The 17,328-nt window shown below is 47.5% G+C and carries 19 protein-coding genes and 3 pseudogenes; 9 read left to right on the plus strand and 13 right to left on the minus strand.

What is annotated here, in order from left to right; genetic code table 11:
• Positions 1–161, minus strand: a pseudogene (locus EAO38_RS09230) (two-component sensor histidine kinase); the annotation flags it as partial.
• 5 nt (positions 162–166) lie between these two features.
• Positions 167–853, minus strand: coding sequence for an acid response regulator transcription factor ArsR (arsR, locus tag EAO38_RS07195; RefSeq protein ID WP_121022475.1), 687 nt, complete (start codon positions 851–853; stop codon positions 167–169).
• Between the two features lie 264 nt (positions 854–1,117).
• Between arsR and EAO38_RS07200 the strand changes: the two genes are divergently transcribed.
• From EAO38_RS07200 to purB, 5 genes are read left to right on the plus strand one after another with little or no spacing between them, the layout of a single operon-like run.
• Positions 1,118–1,678, plus strand: a complete 561-nt coding sequence (locus EAO38_RS07200) for a pyruvate flavodoxin oxidoreductase subunit gamma (RefSeq protein ID WP_121022477.1) — start codon at positions 1,118–1,120, stop codon at positions 1,676–1,678.
• 9 nt (positions 1,679–1,687) lie between these two features.
• A complete protein-coding gene (locus EAO38_RS07205; RefSeq protein WP_121022480.1) occupies positions 1,688–2,116 on the plus strand; it encodes a 4Fe-4S dicluster-binding protein in 429 nt (142 codons plus the stop codon).
• The gene (locus EAO38_RS07210; RefSeq protein WP_121022482.1) at positions 2,106–3,329 is read left to right on the plus strand and encodes a 2-oxoacid:ferredoxin oxidoreductase subunit alpha; all 1,224 of its coding nucleotides are present in this window, start codon (positions 2,106–2,108) and stop codon (positions 3,327–3,329) included. The genes EAO38_RS07205 and EAO38_RS07210 overlap by 11 nt, the downstream gene beginning before the upstream one ends.
• A gap of 11 nt (positions 3,330–3,340) precedes the next feature.
• A complete protein-coding gene (locus EAO38_RS07215; protein ID WP_121022484.1) occupies positions 3,341–4,285 on the plus strand; it encodes a thiamine pyrophosphate-dependent enzyme in 945 nt (314 codons plus the stop codon).
• Positions 4,285–5,589, plus strand: a complete 1,305-nt coding sequence (gene purB, locus EAO38_RS07220) for an adenylosuccinate lyase (RefSeq protein ID WP_121022486.1) — start codon at positions 4,285–4,287, stop codon at positions 5,587–5,589. The genes EAO38_RS07215 and purB overlap by 1 nt, the downstream gene beginning before the upstream one ends.
• Positions 5,590–5,748: 159 nt before the next feature.
• On the opposite strand, the pseudogene EAO38_RS07225 reads toward purB, so the two are convergent.
• Positions 5,749–6,649 (minus strand): annotated as a pseudogene (locus EAO38_RS07225) (DNA-methyltransferase).
• A 149-nt stretch (positions 6,650–6,798) separates the two neighbouring features.
• Between EAO38_RS07225 and EAO38_RS07230 the strand changes: the two are divergent.
• On the plus strand, positions 6,799–7,005 hold the full coding sequence (locus EAO38_RS07230) for a 2-hydroxymuconate tautomerase family protein (RefSeq protein WP_121022488.1): 207 nt from the start codon (positions 6,799–6,801) through the stop codon (positions 7,003–7,005).
• A 39-nt stretch (positions 7,006–7,044) separates the two neighbouring features.
• Here EAO38_RS07230 and EAO38_RS07235 read toward each other — a convergent pair whose 3' ends face one another.
• The 9 genes from EAO38_RS07235 to EAO38_RS07270 form a co-directional block, all read right to left on the minus strand.
• The gene (locus EAO38_RS07235; protein ID WP_235852558.1) at positions 7,045–8,919 is read right to left on the minus strand and encodes a hypothetical protein; all 1,875 of its coding nucleotides are present in this window, start codon (positions 8,917–8,919) and stop codon (positions 7,045–7,047) included.
• Positions 8,920–9,156: 237 nt separating this feature from the next.
• Entirely contained in the window at positions 9,157–9,948 is a 792-nt protein-coding gene (locus tag EAO38_RS07240; protein WP_205588375.1) for an aldo/keto reductase, read from the minus strand.
• The gene (locus tag EAO38_RS09375; RefSeq protein ID WP_205588376.1) at positions 9,945–10,295 is read right to left on the minus strand and encodes an aldo/keto reductase; all 351 of its coding nucleotides are present in this window, start codon (positions 10,293–10,295) and stop codon (positions 9,945–9,947) included. The genes EAO38_RS07240 and EAO38_RS09375 overlap by 4 nt, the downstream gene beginning before the upstream one ends.
• Positions 10,292–11,275, minus strand: coding sequence for an aldo/keto reductase (locus EAO38_RS07245; protein WP_121022491.1), 984 nt, complete (start codon positions 11,273–11,275; stop codon positions 10,292–10,294). Before EAO38_RS07245 ends, EAO38_RS09375 begins: the two co-directional genes overlap by 4 nt.
• Positions 11,276–11,352: 77 nt before the next feature.
• Positions 11,353–12,342 carry an alpha/beta hydrolase gene (locus EAO38_RS07250; protein WP_235852559.1) on the minus strand — a complete coding sequence of 330 codons (990 nt, stop codon included), beginning with the start codon at positions 12,340–12,342 and terminating at the stop codon, positions 11,353–11,355.
• Positions 12,343–12,423: 81 nt separating this feature from the next.
• A complete protein-coding gene (locus tag EAO38_RS07255; protein WP_121022494.1) occupies positions 12,424–12,834 on the minus strand; it encodes a MerR family transcriptional regulator in 411 nt (136 codons plus the stop codon).
• 17 nt (positions 12,835–12,851) lie between these two features.
• Positions 12,852–13,994: a cupin domain-containing carboxymuconolactone decarboxylase family protein gene (locus EAO38_RS09425; protein WP_121022503.1), complete on the minus strand. Its 1,143-nt coding sequence runs from the start codon at positions 13,992–13,994 to the stop codon at positions 12,852–12,854.
• A 67-nt stretch (positions 13,995–14,061) separates the two neighbouring features.
• The gene (locus EAO38_RS07265) at positions 14,062–14,634 is read right to left on the minus strand and encodes a sugar O-acetyltransferase (protein WP_235852560.1); all 573 of its coding nucleotides are present in this window, start codon (positions 14,632–14,634) and stop codon (positions 14,062–14,064) included.
• Positions 14,631–15,140 carry an NAD(P)H-dependent oxidoreductase gene (locus EAO38_RS07270; RefSeq protein WP_121022495.1) on the minus strand — a complete coding sequence of 170 codons (510 nt, stop codon included), beginning with the start codon at positions 15,138–15,140 and terminating at the stop codon, positions 14,631–14,633. The genes EAO38_RS07265 and EAO38_RS07270 overlap by 4 nt, the downstream gene beginning before the upstream one ends.
• A 143-nt stretch (positions 15,141–15,283) precedes the next feature.
• Between EAO38_RS07270 and EAO38_RS07275 the strand changes: the two genes are divergently transcribed.
• The 3 genes from EAO38_RS07275 (at position 15,284) to EAO38_RS07285 (ending at position 16,738) form a co-directional block, all read left to right on the plus strand.
• The gene (locus EAO38_RS07275) at positions 15,284–15,520 is read left to right on the plus strand and encodes a hypothetical protein (protein WP_235852561.1); all 237 of its coding nucleotides are present in this window, start codon (positions 15,284–15,286) and stop codon (positions 15,518–15,520) included.
• 478 nt (positions 15,521–15,998) lie between these two features.
• Entirely contained in the window at positions 15,999–16,415 is a 417-nt protein-coding gene (locus EAO38_RS07280) for a PBECR3 domain-containing polyvalent protein (RefSeq protein ID WP_121022497.1), read from the plus strand.
• Positions 16,416–16,507: 92 nt separating this feature from the next.
• A complete protein-coding gene (locus EAO38_RS07285; RefSeq protein ID WP_235852562.1) occupies positions 16,508–16,738 on the plus strand; it encodes a hypothetical protein in 231 nt (76 codons plus the stop codon).
• On the opposite strand, the pseudogene EAO38_RS09430 reads toward EAO38_RS07285, so the two are convergent.
• Positions 16,730–17,191: pseudogene (locus EAO38_RS09430) on the minus strand (RNA-guided endonuclease TnpB family protein); the annotation flags it as partial. The gene EAO38_RS07285 and the pseudogene EAO38_RS09430 sit on opposite strands and share 9 nt — an antisense overlap.
• Positions 17,192–17,328: the final 137 nt, after the last annotated feature.

Raw genomic sequence — 17,328 nt, forward strand, 5'->3', positions numbered from 1 at the left:
AACACTTGGTTGATGGTGGTTACAAACTGCTGGTGGCGAATCTGGGTTTGGAAATTTTCATGGTCGATCTGGGATCGAATAAAGTAGTAAGAAAACGCCCCAAAACTGGCCAAGGACACAATGAAGAGAGAGACGATCTTACTAAAGATAGACAAGGGCATACGGGCTAGTATTCTAATTTATAGCCCACCCCCCGGACAGAGATGATGTGTTGGGGTTTTTTAGGATCTTTTTCAATCTTAGCACGCAAACGCCCAATGATCACATCAATGCTTTTATTAGAGCTTTCTGGATTGATCGACTCAGATTCGATGGCGATGGACTCCCTAGAAAACACATAGCCCCGCTTGCTAATGAGTAAGGTTAAAATCTCATACTCCGCGCGCGTGAGGTCTAGTCTTTTATTGTGCATGTAAACTTCCCGCGCGTCTTTGTCAATTTTAAATAAGGCACTTTTAGGGGGAGTTTGGGCATCCTCTTGGGGAGATTTTTTATTGTAACGGCGCAAGAGAGATTGGATACGCGCCAAGAGCTCCTTAGGGTCATAGGGTTTGGGGATATAATCATCAGCCCCGTACTCCAAGGCCTTAATCTTGTCTTCAATGTCGTTGCGCGCCGAAGAGATGATGATGGGGATACCTTTTTGTTTAGAGATTTTCTTGCACACCTCCAGACCATCTAGATTGGGCAAGGTCAAATCTAGCAATAAGAGGTCATAGGGCTGGGTGCTGGCCGCACTAATACCCGTATAAGGCTCATCATAATTAACCACCTCCACTCCATGCTGGAGAAAAAACTCGCTTAGAATTTCTGCCAGCTCGATATCATCTTCTATCATCAGTATCTTGATCACAACACGCCTTTATAAGGAGTTAACACACTAAAAGCTTTACCAAGCCTTCCTGTAGTCTTATTGTAGCATAAAAATGCGCGTGTACGCTTTGCCCCTTCCATTCTAGCGTTTTTGTTAACCCATCATTGATCTCGTTAGTATAGGGATATGTGGATCGTACCCAACGCGCTCATGCAAACTTGGGGCTGGCGTGCTCTAGATTTACTCAAAATCTGTATAATTTCAACACGCAATTTGATACAGATAATGCCACAAGGAGATTATATGCTAGAGATTAGATGGCATGCGCGCGCCGGGCAGGGCGCGGTTACGGGGGCTAAGGGCTTGGCCGATGTGCTCACCACCACAGGCAAGGAGGTGCAAGGCTTTGCTTTCTATGGTTCAGCCAAGCGCGGGGCGGCGATGACAGCCTATAACCGCATCGATTCAGAACCCATTTTAAACCATGAAAAGTTTATGCGGCCCGATTATGTACTGGTGATCGACCCAGGGCTAACCTTCATTACAGACATTACAGAGAATGAAAAACCCGACACGACCTACATCATCACCACCCACCTCTCCAAAGACGAACTTTTGGAGAAGAAACCCGATCTAGCCAGCAAGAAGGTATATACCCTCAATTGCATCAAGATCGCCATGGACACCATCAAACGCCCCATCCCCAACACCCCCATGTTAGGGGCATTGATGAAGGTATCGGGCATGCTGGAGTTGGAGTTTTTTAAAAACACCTTTAAAGAGGTGTTGGGCAAGAAAATGCCCCAGGCTTTGATCGATGCGAACATGCTCGCCATCGACCACGCGTACGCGCAAGTGCAATAAAGGACATTTATGAAAAACTGGCAAGAATTTGAAATCGGGGCGGTGCTTTTCCCCTTTGAAAAGCAGGGGCAGGACGAGCTGGGCAAACACAATAACGAACGCGCTTACACGCAGGAGAGCTCTTTTACCGCGAGCGTCTCGCATTGGCGGGTAGAAAAGCCCGTGCACAATAAAGAGGTGTGCATCAACTGCTTTAATTGCTGGGTCTACTGCCCGGATGCCTCTATTCTCTCTAGGGAGGGCAAGATGAGCGGGGTGGATTACGAGCACTGCAAGGGCTGTGGGGTGTGCGTGGATGTCTGCCCCACCAACCCTAAATCTCTGCTGATGTTTGACAATTTAGAGCCTGTAGAAGAAGCGCTCACCAAGTGGCCCCAAAAGGCCCCGGGTGTCAAAAAGAAAAGCTACCGCACAGAAGGGGGTTACAATGGGCTCTAGTTATCACTTGAACGAAGTAGAGGCATGGGATGGGTGTACTGCTAGCGCGCACGCGCTCAGACAAGCCCAAGTGGATGTCGTGGCCGCCTACCCCATCACCCCCTCCACGCCTATTATCCAAAACTACGGCTCTTTTAAGGACAACGACTATGTAGATGGGGAGTTTGTACTTGTGGAGTCTGAGCATGCCGCCATGAGTGCGTGCGTGGGCGCGGCTGCTGCTGGGGGGAGGGTGAGCACTGCCACTAGCTCGCAGGGTTTTGCCCTGATGATAGAGGTGCTCTACCAGGCCTCTGGGATGCGCTTGCCCATCGTGCTCAATGTGGCTAATCGCGCCCTAGCCGCCCCCTTGAATATCCACTGCGATCACTCAGACATGTATTTAGGCAGGGATAGTGGCTGGATCAACCTGTGTACCTGCAACCCCCAAGAGGTCTATGATTTCACCTTGATGGCCTTTAGGCTCGCCGAGCACCAAGAGGTGCGCGTGCCTGTAATGGTGCATCAAGATGGCTTTTTATCCTCCCACACCGTGCAAAATGTGCGCCCCTTAAGCGATGGAGTGGCCTACAAATTCGTGGGCAATTATGTGAGTGTACACCCCTTGTTGGATTTTGACAAACCCGTAAGCTTTGGCGCGCAGGCAGAAGAGGCATGGCATTTTGAACACAAGGCCAAACTCCACCACGCCGTCATGCACTCTAGCACGATTTTAGAGGGCATTTTTAACGATTTTGCCAAGATCACGGGCAGACAATACCATTTAGTAGAAACCTTCCAAGTGGTGGACGCGGAGGTGATCATCTTTGCTTTGGGCACGACTTGGGAGTCGGCGATCGTGGCGGCCAAAAAGGCGCGCGAACAGGGCATAAAAGCGGGCGTGGTTACCACGCATGTACTGCGCCCCTTCCCCTTTGAACTCATCGCTAACGCGCTTAAAAACGCAAAAGCGGTGGCCGTGATGGATCGCAGTTCGCCCTCTGGAGCGCTGGGCGCGCTTTTCAATGAAATTGCCGCAAGCCTCTACCAAGCTCCGGGATCCAAACGCCCCGTGTTGAGCAATTACATTTACGGGCTAGGGGGTCGGGATGTTACCCAAGCGGAGCTAGATAGCATTTTTGAGGCGCTAGCCCAAGACGCAAAGAAAGGGGGGCTCACCCACCCCACCCAGCAATTTATCGGGCTCAATGGTCCTGAATTGTCTTATTTTTAAAAGGAGAGTGCATGGTTAAAGAAGTCAAAACGCTCAAAAGTTTTAGCCAATCGGCTGAAAAGTTCGAAGGTTCGCACCTACTTTGCCCGGGCTGTGGGCATGGGATTATTGTACGCGAGGTGCTCAATGCGGTGGATGGCCCCATTGTGCTGGGCAATTCTACAGGCTGTTTAGAAGTGTGTTCTGCTGTCTATCCCCACACTTCATGGGATGTGCCTTGGATTCATATCGGTTTTGAGAATGGCTCGACAGCCATTAGCGGGGTAGAGAGCATGTATAAGGCCTTGGCGCGCAAGGGCAAATACACCGGGCAACGCCCTAAGTTTGTCGCCTTTGGGGGCGATGGCGCGTCCTATGACATTGGGTTTCAGTTTATCAGCGGCTGTATGGAACGCGGGCATGACATCACCTATATTTGTTTGGACAATGAAAACTACGCCAACACAGGGGGGCAAAGGAGCGGGAGTACGCCTATGGGGGCGAGCACCAGCACCACCCCAGCGGGCAAGGTGAGTTTTGGCAAAAAAGAGCGCAAAAAGGACTTGACTTTGATCATGGCTGCCCATGGAATCCCCTATGCCGCCCAACTTGCCCCCAATAAGTGGAAGGACATGAACAAGAAAATCAAAACCGCGCTAGACACAGAGGGGCCTTGCTTTATCAACGCCCTTAGCCCCTGCCCCACGGAGTGGAAATACCACTCTAGCCTAGCCATTGAGATGACTGATTTGGCTGTGGATTGCCTCATCTTCCCCCTCTTTGAAGTTTTTCACGGGCAGGAGCTCAAAATCACTTATCGCCCGCGCAATATCTTGCCCGTGCGCGATTATTTGGGCCCCCAAAAACGCTTTGCCCACCTTTTTAAAAAGGAAAATGAACACATCATTGAGGCGTTGCAAAAAGATGTGGATGCCCGTTGGGAGTATTTGCAGCGCAGAGAAGAGGCCAAGGTTTAATGTTAGCGCGTTACGCTCGTGAGGCGATGGCGCGCCTTTGGAGCGAGCAACGCAAGTTTGAGACTTATTTGCAGGTAGAAAAGGCGGTTGCAAAGGCTTGGCATACTTTGGGATTGATGGACGCAAAGACCTGCGATCAAATCCAACAAGCCAGCTTTCAATTAGAAGACATCCATGCTTTTGAAAAAGCCACTAAACACGATGTCATCGCCTTTATCCAGGCGGTCAGCAAAACTTTAGGCGATGCGGAGCGTTTTTTTCATTATGGCATCACTTCTAGCGATTGCATTGACACCGCCCTAGCTCTGCTCATCCAGCAAAGTTTAGCCCTTATCATGGAGGATCTCAACGCCCTTTTAGCCGTGCTTAAAGCGCGCGCTTACGAGTTTAAAGAGGTGGTGATGGTGGGCAGAAGCCATGGGGTGCATGGCGAGCCCATTGCCTTTGGACTGGTATGGGCGTTGTGGTATGATGACATGCGCGCGCACCTTAAAGCTTTGCAGGAGGTGGCTCAAGAGGTTGGCGTGGGGATGATCAGCGGCGCGATGGGCAACATGGCGCATACCCCCTTTGAGTTAGAAAAATTGGTCTGCCAAGAATTGGGCTTGGGTGTGGCTAAAATTAGCAACCAGGTTATCTCTAGAGAGAGGCATGCAAGGGTGTGCAACGCTCTAGCTTTGTTGGCAAGCAGTTGTGAGAAGATCGCCATCAATATCCGCCACTACCAGCGCACCGAAGTTTACGAGGCTGAAGAAGCCTTTAGCGTGGGGCAGAAGGGGAGCTCTGCGATGCCCCACAAGCGCAACCCGGTTTTGAGCGAAAACATCACCGGGCTAGCGCGCATGATTCGCGCCTATGCCATCCCCATGATGGAGAATGTCGCCCTCTGGCATGAACGCGATATTAGCCATAGCTCGGTAGAACGATTCGTGCTCCCGGACGCTTTTATCACCCTAGATTTTCTCTTGCACCGACTCACCACTCTCTTGGGGGATTTGGTGGTTTATCCAGAGAACATGCGCAAGAATTTAGAGCGCACAGGCGGGCTGGTCTTCTCCCAGCGCGTTCTTTTAGAATTGCCCAAACTAGGCTTTAGCAAGGCGGAAAGTTATGCCATTGTGCAAGAAAATGCCATGCAGGTGTGGGCACTCTTGCAACAGGGTAAGCAAGCGAGTTTTCTAGAGCACCTGCTAGCCGAGCCGCGTTTAAAAGAGGTGGATCGTGCCTTGATTAAGGGGTGCTTTGAGATAGATTATTACTTGCGCCATGTACCTCGCATTTTTGCGCGCGTGTTTGGGGATTGACGCGCCCCTATGCGCCTGCTCTCATATTAGACATCCGCGCACATATTGCCACTACACTTCTACAGCGATGCGTTTTGGCTTGGTTATGAGAAAAATAGGTGATCTGTCCTTGCACCTTTATGGCTTGCTTTTGCATTTGAGGGTTTAAATACGCAATTTTCAATAAACCCCCAACCCGCGCCACTCCTCTGGCACGTACGCCACGCTGTCGTTCTTGGGAGTGTAAATTTCTTGACCCATTTTGCGCCATTTGAGCGTGCCTTTAAAGAAGTCTAGCACCCTCTCTTGAGCGATTTGGCAATACAGCTCTTCTTTTTCCACACAGAGTGCCTTTCTGCCATTTTTAAGCGCGCTGATTAGCGTTGTCCCCACCCCACCAAAGGGATCTAAAATACGCTCCCCTGGATTGCTCAAAGCTAAAATGAGGCGATCAACCAATTCTATGGGAATTGGCAAGGGTGGGCGGTTTTTTCTACATGGTTGCTCTTGACATTGACAATGTCCCAAATCTGGCACTCCCAATCTGTAGCGACAATCTCCCACACGTCTGCCGGGTTTTTGCCCTTGGGGTTGCCTAAGAGCCGCCCTTTTTTAGCCCCCTTAAAGTGGCGTTTTCCGGGATATTTGGCCCGGATACGCACGCTGTCTAAATTAAAAGTGTAATCATCGCTCTTGCTAAACCAGAGTATGGTTTCATAACGCCCGCTAAATCTGAGCTTGGAGTGCAAGCCATGCCCAAATTTCCAAGCCCAAATTTCCAAATGATGCGGTTTCTCAGCCTAAAGCCCAAATCCTTAAAGAGGGGGTAAAAGTAAATGTCTAGGGGATAGACCTCTTTATCTTTGATGAAATTACCCACCTGCCATGCAACACTCCCACTCTCTTTAAGCACTCTTTTTAGCCCCTTTAACACAGGTTCAAACGCGCTTAAATAGTCGTTTAAACTCTTGGTCTTTTCATAGTCCTTACCCACATTATAAGGGGGGGAGGTGATGATGCAATCAAAGCTAGAATCTTCTATTTGTGCTAGAATATCTAGAATAGAGTCGTTGAAAATCATGAACACTCCTTGATCTTGGTATCTTTAGTTTCTTAAATTTTAGAGTCTGTCTTACCCGCAAAGAGACTGATAAAGCCTACCAAATATGCCTAACATTTAAAATAAACAGGTATTCTAAACTAAGAGGTTTTAAACTTAGGAAAGAATCCATGCCCTTTGTCAATATCAAAATCACTAAAGAAGATGGCCCCACTAAGGAGCAAAAAGAGGCGTTGATTGCTGAAGTTACGGAGGTGTTAGTGCGCGTTCTGCATAAAAACAAGGCCTCTACTGTGGTGATCATTGATGAGGTGGAAACAGATAACTACGGCTTGGGGGGGCAAAGCATCACGCAAGTGCGCAAGGCTAACCCGTAAGCTTACGCTCTACTCTCTAGTGGGGCGCACCCACCTAGCTCACTGCTGATCGGGGTCTGGCAAAAACTCGTTTAAATGATTCCAGCCTTGGGCTTCAAACATGCCTATGCTATCATCTGTTAGAATGGTGGAGTTATGAGCAATAGCACTCTCCCCGGGGTCTTTAAAATCATAATCACCACCATAGCCACAATTTTTGATAACACCGAGCTTTTCAGCCATATTTTTTGCTTTGTTAGCTGCATTAAAACAAGTCTGAGCCACCCAAGTCTCTTCATCCCCATCACAAGATGTATCGCCACAATCATCCGTGGGCAATTGACTGAGTGATCCCACTAAAATGATATGCACCGCATTCCCTTGTTGGACTTTTTTTATGATCTTAGAAACGAGATTAATGGGGGTGTTATAATATGCAAGATCATCGGCAGCAGCAGGTGAAGCGGATGTAATCACATAAAAATTTTTCTTGGCATTTTTAGGCACTAGATCGATGCTATGGGCTTTGTGAAAAAAGGTCTTTAGGGGTTTGGCATAGGCTTTCACATAATTATAACCCGATGCCTCCTCTTTAAAATCGCTCAAGAGGGCTTGGTCGTTTTTGTGTAACTTGCGCACACGACCGGGTTTAAACCACAGCTTGGCTTGTGGGCTATAAAGCCACACGCTTTGCTCAAGGCTTTGTTTGTCTTGCAAGAGCACGATTTGAAAAGGGGCATGGCTCAAGCTAGCCTTTTTTACAACCTTGTAGGCACTCAAACCCTGCGCTTTTTTGGGGGGCTTATCCCCCATAGGAGCGTCTAAACTCTTTAAAAAGTCGCGCGCTTTGATGAGCCCTATTTTGGGGTTATAGATAATAGGGGTGGGGTTGTTGTTGTCTATATATCCGGGTGTATCATTGTGTTTGCTATCAATGCCAAAGAGAAAGTCCTCCCAATTTCTGCCCGTATCGCCCACTTTTTTAGAGCCTTGGGGCTCTTCTGCAAGCTGTCCATCGGGGATCACACAAGTGCCTTTGGGTGAAGTGGCGTGGAATTGTGCTTTAAGTTGCTGGTAAGATTGAAAAAGGGCTTCGCAGGGGGGATTGTTCATATAAACGATGCTGTAGCCTCCAGGGGCATATGGATTATCGCTTATATCTTTTGTATCACAACTTTTAATGTCTTGTTTTAAGGCAAAGACATGCACGCGGTAGCGTTTTACAATGGTGGGGAATTGCTCAAGGATTTCTTTGGTGCGTTGGTAGAGATTGGTGTAATGCAGATCAGAATTATCAAAATTTAAAACAAGATAGAGATCGGGAGCTTTGGGGTTGGTGGAGGGGAAGTGATCTAAACAGGGTTTAGGCAACGCCTCAAAAAAAGATCCAAAGAGAAGGGGGGCTTTTTTGGCGCGCAATGTTTGGGCGCGTGCGTTGATTTTCTTAAATAGGGCGGCATTATCCCCGAAAGCTTGTTGCACTTCTATAGCTTGGGTGGTGTTTTCATCTATGAGCCACACACTGGGACCATCAAAGGTAACACTCTGCCAATCTGTGCCTTGCAAGGGTTTTAAAGAAAGTAGGGCTTTTTTAAAGTAAGAAACATCCATATCCTTGCGCATAGTCGCATAAGGGCCAGTGTAAAAGAGATTCCACATCTTTATGATCTGCGTGGGTATGGCTTGGTTGTGTGCCCATATTTCATCGTATGTTGGGTCAGCACCATAAGGGTAATCATCGGGTCTTTGATTAGCCAGTTTAAGGGTTTGTTTATCCACCCACCACGCCTCCCATTTGCCCTTGTGATCCACAATAAGCACTTTAAAATCTGGACCCTCATCAACGGACTTAACCACCTTGCCTGGGATGTGGTGCTGTTTTAAGAGGGCTTGCCAATTGATCTCTTGTGCCTCTTTAGCCACAAGGTGTGCCAAACACAAACCCCATAAGATGAAAAGACACTTGAGTGTGTGTAAAAACTTGGGATAATATCCCCCACTTTTAAAAAGGGGTTGTTTTGCATGTGATCTCTTATCATGGTGTTTGCACATCTTTTAGCCCTTGATTGTTGTACATCAAACAAGGGCATTATAGAGGATTTAGATTAATCTTAGAGTCCGTCCCTCTTTAAAGCGTTGCTTGGCAGTCTCTAGCCCACCCCCCAAACTAGCTCAATCTTTCTGTTTTTTAAGAGGTGCCTCCACCCCTGAATACGCTTGCACAAAATCGGGCAAGCGCGCGCCTTGAATGTTGATGGCATTTAGGGCGGTGTCGATCTCTTGCATTTCATGAGGGCTTAATGTGAGCGCGCTAGCAGCGGTGTTGGCTAGCATGTGATCTTTATTGGTGGTGCCCGGGATGGGCACAATGTAGGGTTTTTTAGCCAAGAGCCACGCTAGGGCAACTTGGGCGGGCGAGGCGTTTTTCTTTAACGCCCACTCTTGTAACAAATGGACTAATTTTAAATTATGGGGGAGATTTTCAGGGGCAAAACGACCTTCTAACGCTCTAAAATCCCCCTTTGCAAAACGGGTATCTTCGTCGATCCAGCCCGTTAAAAACTGCACGCCTAGCGGGCTCCACGGGACAAAACCAATCCCCAACTCCTCACACAAAGGCAAAACATGTTCTTCAGGTCCCCGCCAAAGCATAGAATACTCACTCTGCACGGCACTCACGGGCAAGGTGGCGTGGGCGCGTCTTAGGGTGTTGAGCCCCATTTCTGACAACCCCCAGTGTAAAACCTTGCCTTGTCGCATCAAATCCCCCACAACCCCAGCGACATCTTCAATCGGCACCTCTGGATCGACTCGGTGTTGGTAGAGTAGGTCAATGTAATCAGTGCGTAGGCGTTTAAGCATATGATGCACGACTATTTTAATGTGTTCGGGTTTGCTGTTGCGACCGGGTCCGCGCTTGCCCGTTTTTTGATCGATGTCAAAACCAAATTTGGTCGCAATCACCACTTTTTTCTAAAAGGCGCAACGGCTTCGCCTAAAATCCTCTCGGACTCAAACGGACCATAAGCTTCTGCTGTATCAAAGAAAGTTACCCCCTCCTCAAAAGCGCGGCGGATCACAGCGATCATTTCAGGGCGGTAGGGCACAGAAGTGTCGTATTTGCGCCCCATGTTTTGCACGCCAAGCCCCAAACAAGAAACCTCTAACTTGCCTAAAAAACGCTTTTTGGGCGCACTTTTGGACGCGCCTTTATGCCCCCTAGCCTCTAGCATGCCAAGAGAGAGCAAAGAACCCCCGATGAGCGCACTCGCCAAGAGTGTTCGGCGTTTTGGGTTGTTAGGCTGTTTCATTTGCCGACCTTGTCATTAAGATTTGTCGGGTATCTCTCCCCGACTATAGTGATTTGTTCTAGCTCTTTGTTAAAGTCTTTGAGTTCGCCTGCTTGCCATGGCACGCTTAAAGCCCCGATGTTTTCAACTAGGCGTTCTTCTTTGGTTGTGCCAAAAAGCGGGATCACCCCCTTTTGCATGTGTAAAATCCAAGAGATGGCAATTTGGGCGGGCGTGGCGTTTTTGCTCTTGGCGGTGTCTTGCAGCAACTCCACTAAAGCGTAGTTTTGTGCTAAATTCTCAGGGTTAAACTTAGGCACGACACTTCTAAAGTCCTCTTTGGCAAAGGTGGCATTTTTAGCCATCTTGCCCCCAAAGAAACCTTTAGCTAAAGGCGAAAAACCCACAAAAGTGATGTGATTTGCCTCACAAAAACCCAAAATCTCTTTCTCAGGCGCGCGGTGCCACAATGAGTATTCGCTTTGCAGTGCGCTTAAAGGGCAAATTTGGTGTGCTTTTTGTAGGCTGGGTAAGCCCGCTTCACTCATCCCCCACGCTTTGATCTTGCCCTCTTTGATGAGCTCTTGCATGGTAGAAGCGACCTCTTCAATGGGCACTTTTGGGTCGACCCTATGCTGGTAATACAAGTCTAAACACTCCACTCCCAAGCGTTTTAAGCTCCCCTCTAAGGCTTGTTTGATGCGCTTAGGGCTTGAATCTAGGCATAAGTCCCAACTCCCCTCTTTTTCTTGATAAATGCCAAACTTGCTCGCGATGATCGCTTGATCTTTAAAGGGTTTGATCGCCTCGCCCAATAATTCCTCATTGTAAGCCCCGTAGCCTTCAGCCGTGTCAAAAAAGTTCATCCCTAGTTCAAAAGCCTTGTGGATGAGTTGGATCATCTCCTTTTTTCCATGCACTTCTGCATACCCAAAACTCATCCCCATAATCCCTAGCGCTAAAGGGCTCACCTGAAAAGACCCTAATTGTCGTTTTTGCATGTGTTCTCCTCAAAATTTGGGTAGGATTTGGATTATAAAACCTGACACCTAGTGTCTGTCAAGGGGGTTTAGTTAAGTTAATGCAAGGGGGCTAAATGCCACTTCTTTAAAAAGGCAAAGATGGGGGCTAAATTTTTAGGCTCCTCAAAGGCCCGGCCGCCATGTCCCACGCCGGGCAATTGGATATAAACCACCTTATCTTTACCCAACATCTTTTGCAAAGCCTTCGCAAAAAGCACGCTTTGTTCTGTCGGCACGATGGGGTCTTTAGAGCCATTCATAATAAAAAAGGGGGGTGTGTTTTTAGAGATGTAGCTGGTGGGGTTGGCAAACTCCACAAGATAGGGGATTTTAGGGATGGCAACACCCATATAGCGCGCCTCTGTTGAATCGGGCGCATTGACGCTGTGTTTTCTGCGTGGTTGTTGCCCGCTTTGCTTGAATTGTGTATCCATCACTTTAAAATCTATGGGGCCATAAAAATCCACAACCGCATTGACTTGGCTTGTTTGTTTGGCATTCCCCATACTTAAATCCTCTAGTTCGGAGTGAAACGCCGTTGTGCCTAGCATAGAAGCCAAATTGCCCCCAGCCGAATCCCCCCACGCAATGATTTTATTTGGGTTTAAGTGGTATTGCTTGGCGTGGGCTTTAATAAAGCGCACAGCGGCTTTAAGGTCGTAAATCGGCATAGGGAATGTAGCTTCTTTGGAAAGGCGGTAATTTACGCTCACCACCGCATAGCCCAGCTTCAAAGCGTGCATTTGGGGATTAACCTCCCCTGAAGCCTTGTCCCCAAAGGCAAATCCACCCCCGTGGATGGCTAAGATCACAGGGTAGGGGGCTTTGCTCGCTTTAGGTAAATAGATGTCTAGCTTTTGGGCTTGCGATTGTGTGGCGTAGGCAATGTCTAGGTATTTGCGCCCCACATTTTGCGTGTTGAGGGGATGCATTTTGCCCATCAAAGGGGGTGGCATATGATCTAGGGTGTTTTGTGTCTTGTCTAGATCTTTTGCAAGGGCAAGCGTGGCTAATGCCATTAACCCAAAAACTTTCAATCGGTACATGAAAACTCCAATTTTTCAGTCTTTGCTCCTTAAGGCTTGGCGCATTACTATAGCAAAAGAGCATTTGTCTTTTATTAAGTGTTATTTTGAATCTTTATAAGTGGGGCTTAAGGGGTTTAAAAAGTCTTTTTGCTCCGCGATCATTTGCGTGTAAAGCGCGATTTTATGGGCGATTTTGCGCTCGGCGTGGTGCAGCGTTTCTAGCTGGGCGTGCAAGGCTGTTAATTGCTTTTCTAAAAGGGCTTTGCGTTGTGGCGCGCTTTTTAGCCCTTGTTTGGATAAGTGGATGTAGGCTTTAATCGTGGCTAGAGGCATGTTACACGCACGCAAACACTGCACCCACTCCACCCAAGCAATATCGCTCTTAGAAAAGTAACGCACGCCGTTTGAATCGCTTTGCACGAAGGGGAAGAGCCCCTTATCGCACCAAAAGCGGATTTTGCGTGAAGAGATGCCCGTTTGTCTTTCTACTTCTATGATTGTGTATGCCATGTGTTGTCTTTTGGGGCTTATTCTTTATGCTCTGGGATAGCTGTATCTATGGCTTTTAGGGCGTTTAGGGCTTTAGGGTAGCCAATAACAGGGATCAGGGCTGTAACGACACTAATGAGCCTGTGGCGGTTATTTCCCATGTTGATATTGCCCTGTACATGGGCTTTTAGCTGGCTATCAGCTCCGCCTAAAGAGAGCAAATAGACAAAGGTCAGCAACTCTCTAAAGTGTAAATCTAGCCCTTTGCGCGTGTAGTAGTCGCCAAAGCAGTTCGCGGATAAAAATTGATAAATATGCGCCTCATCTTTAGGAGCGTTAGCGTTCATGTGGTCTATCACTTGCCCGAAAATCTCTTTTTGGATCGCCAAACCCCTTTGCGCCCTCTGTGTATGTAAAAGCCCTTTTTGTGAATCTAGGTGAATCCCTCTGGTTTGGAAAACATGGTTTGTGGTTTCTAAGAAGCCTTGCGCCCGTGCAAAGCCCACATAGGGAATCGCTTGGTATAAAATTTCTTGAACAGCCACTGGGCTGACTTGATGCTCTAGCGCACTCTCTAGCATGTCCGCATAAGCGGGCACAGAGCCTAGAGCCACTAAGGATGCTAATAAAATTTGGCTGTATTCGGGCACGCCCAAGCCCGAAGTCTTAAAAGCCTCTTGCATGGCAAAATGGTTGAAGGTGTGGTCCATTTGCGAGTCGTTCTTTAAAGGGCTATTTGCAAAGGGATTAAAGGCACTCTTGGCAGGCTTTAGGGAGTTTATCGCCTTGTTGTACTCTGTGTCGCTGACTTTTTCTAGCCACTTGACATTTTCTCCGTTTTTATCCCCCGTTAGGGCTAAATGCGCCCCGCTTGTATGTGTCCCCGCTCCATGCCAGTGCTTGACTCCCGGCGGACAAGAGATCACATCGCCTTTGTGCGCCACGCTCACTTTTCCATCGGCTGTGCCCGTGTAAATTGTGCCCTCTGTAACTAACAAGGTTTGCCCTGCAGGGTGGGTGTGCCATGCACTTCTAGCTTTAGGACTAAAATGCACGATCCCCCCGCTAAAATTGCGCCATTGATTAGGTCCAAACAAGATTTGGACACGCACATTTCCGCTGAATTTGTCGCTTGTGCCTTGAAATTCTTGAAACTCCGCTTGTCTATGCACTTCTTGCATGCTCTGTCCTTTGTGCTGCGTGTGTGCCCCGAGTAGGGCAAGAGAGAAAAATAAATAAGCCAAAGCCTTACGCATGCTGCACCTCTATATGCCTAATGATTTTGGCCGGATTGCCCCCCACAATGACATTAGGTGGGACATCTTTGGTAACAACCGCCCCCGCCCCTACGATGGAATTTTCCCCGATGGTAACCCCGGGGCAAATCGTGGCGTTGATGCCGATCCACACCCGATCTTGAATCACAATGGGCTTACAAAAAGTCGTGCGTCTGTTGTAGGGATTGGAGTCGTGGTTAATCGTGGTTAAACACACCTTGGGAGCGATGAAAACATGATCGCCGATGTCAATCCCTCCCCGATCCATAAAACTACAAGCAGAGTTCATAAAAAAGTGCTTACCAAAGTTGATATTGCGCCCAAAATCCACATAAAAGGGCGGTAAAATCGTGTTTGTGGCATCAAAGGGTTTACCCGTCAGCTCTCCCATCAAGGTGCGTATCTCTTCAGGGCTTAACTCTTGTGTGTTGAGTTTGTGGATGAGTTTTTGGGCGTTGGTGATCACGCCATAAAGCTTAGGAAATTCGGGCTCATCCATACTCACCATCTCCCCTCTTAAATCCCGCTCAAAAATATCTCTCACGCCAGCCCCTTAACCCACTCTTGATAGCCTCTAGCTTGGGCTTGTAGGGCGGTGTCGCTCAAGTTGCCGGTGTCGTAGGTTAAAAATGGTGCTGCATATTTGGTGCCGATGAAGTGGCTGATGGCTCTAAAGGGGGTTAAAACACTTTCTAAACTAAATTTGCCTTGAAAATCCCCCTCACGCGCCCCTAAACTAATGGCAAGGGCAAATGTTTTGTCTGCTAAGGCTTTGCCCTTAGAGCCGTAGGCAAAGCCATAAGTCAGCACATCGTCAAAGTATTGCTTGAGTAAGGCAGGGCAAGAATACCAAAACATGGGGAATTGAAACACCAAGCTTTTTGCTTTGATGAGTTTATCCTGCTCGCTTGCAATGTCAATTTTGAAGTCGGGGTATAAAGCGTATAAATCGCTAATGGTAACGCCCATAGGCTCTAGGGCAACTTTAAGAGCTTTATTCACCCGTGATTGGGCTAGGTCTGGATGGGCTAAGATGACTAAAAGGGACATAAAAACTCCTTGATATTTAAGATATGAGATTATAGAACCTAACACCTAATGTTTGTCAAGGGGGTTTAGCTCTTGAATAAAAGTAAAGTACATTTTGGCGGTAATAGTTTTCATATTGTACCTTATACTAATAAAGGAGATTGATGGATATATTTAGCCTTAAAGAATATGTTTGTTGGTTTGTGCGGGTTGTGAGTAGCCCAGAAGGCATGGTTGAAGAAGGCATTTTTGTGGGTTACGATGGCCCTGCCTACGACCCCGAAGAAGAGAATGATGTCATTATGATCAAACATAAATACGGCTATACATGCTATAGAGCCGAAGACATCGCGGAGTTCATCCCCATACGAAAGGCGACTAAGGAGGAATACGAAGCGTGAAGTAACGGCACTTTTTATGAGATCCAATGGAGCATCTGCAAAAATCTACAGCATAGAATTAGAGGAGTTGAGCCCCCTACCTTAAGGGCTGTAGCACACCCATACAACCCGGTAGAGGCAGGCTAGACTCGCCAGGTGGAAGATGTGCAAAGCCCTAACTTTCCCACGCCTATTGTAAAGCCCGCGAGAGGGACGTATAATAAAAACGCTTAATCTCAAATTAAAAGCCAACGCCACCAAAGCCCTCATTAGAGAGATTGAGGGGGGGTTATCCCCAGATGATGGAGGAGGAGGGGGAGGCTTACCTTTACCCAAGCCAGCAGAATCCAGCCTGGCAGGAGGAGGCCATGGGGGAGAACCCCCAAAGGGGGTTAGTCAAGACCTCCTAGACCCTAACAAGCCTTTAAGAAGAGCCAAGCCTGAAGAGATCACGCCCGAGTTTTTAGAGGAGGTCAAAAGGACTAATAGTAAGGTGTGGATGGAGGATTTAACCAATGCGCAAATATTAGAGCATTTGGAGTTAGACCCTAATAAACCCGTGAAAATGCTCTTTGATGGAGACGCGTTAAAACACATTGAAAAAAGGCATGGGTCAAATGCGCCTTTAGTTAAAAGTAGTGGGCAAGCTACCATAACAAGGGAGGACATAGCGCATTATCCGGAGATTATCAACAACGCTGATTTGATGCGCATAGAGGACACTAAGGACCATCAAAAGGCTTTAGTTGTTGGCAAACAAATTAATGGGTATTTTATTGCGGTGGAAATTATTAGCCAGAAAAACAACACACTGAAGCTCAAAACCATGTACAAAGGAAACGGGAGACTAGAAGCAGAGTCCATCTTTAAAGATGGTGCGCAAATACGACTATCCAAAGATAGCGCCGCCCCCTAGTTGCAAAGAACTAGTGCTGCTTAGACGCATCGTGCACACCACCAAACGATCCTACGATAACCAATTGAATACACCCTTAAGGCACTTTGCCCATGCTCACCCCCTACCTTAACCAAGTCTTTAACGCCGATGCGTTAGCGTTTATGCAGGGCTTGCCTAATGATTGTATAGATTGTATGTGTATTGACCCGCCCTATTGTTCAGGGGGGGTAAAATCTTTAAATGCGCGCAATGCCGGGACTAATAAGAAGTATTGCGGGGACAATGCCAAGTATCACGAGTTTTATGGGGATGGCAAGGACCAGAGGGTTTGGATCGCCTAGATTATCTCCTTTAATGGTTAAGGTCTTGGGTTTGCCTACAAGCCCATAGGTCTTGAAAAACTTAAGAGCATAGCCATTAAGAGAAATAACATTGTCTTGGATTTTATAACCACATTGTGGAAATGTGAAAGACTGATAGTTAGCCACCTTTTTAAATCTAGGCGGTCTGCCTTGCTTTTTAAAAAACTTTTTATAAACCTTGTCCATCCTCTCTACTAGCTCCTGCAAGGTTTGAGAGCCCAAAGTTTTTAAAAAGGCAAACCTGCTTGTTCTCTTCAGTTTGGTGATGTGCTTTTGCAAGGTGTAGGATTTTAGATGTTTCTTGTAGAGTCTATAATATCTTTTATGCAAAGCGATACAATGGTTATAACAAATGCCATAAAGGCGTAGCAGTTTGCCGATGTGCTTGTTTTTGCTTGTGTTGTAGAGCTTCTGCTTGTAGGCGATTAACATAGTTTTTCAACACCCTAGAATTTCCCCCCTTTCTACTCCCCTAATGCCCTATGTTTTCCTAGTCTTTGCAATAGGCCTGCTCACAAGTGGGCTCACTCTGCTCCACTACATCCAAGAGAACACGCTGTTAAAAGAGA

Origin of the sequence: Helicobacter vulpis (genome assembly GCF_003660395.1) — a bacterium.
GTDB classification, from domain to species: domain Bacteria; phylum Campylobacterota; class Campylobacteria; order Campylobacterales; family Helicobacteraceae; genus Helicobacter; species Helicobacter vulpis.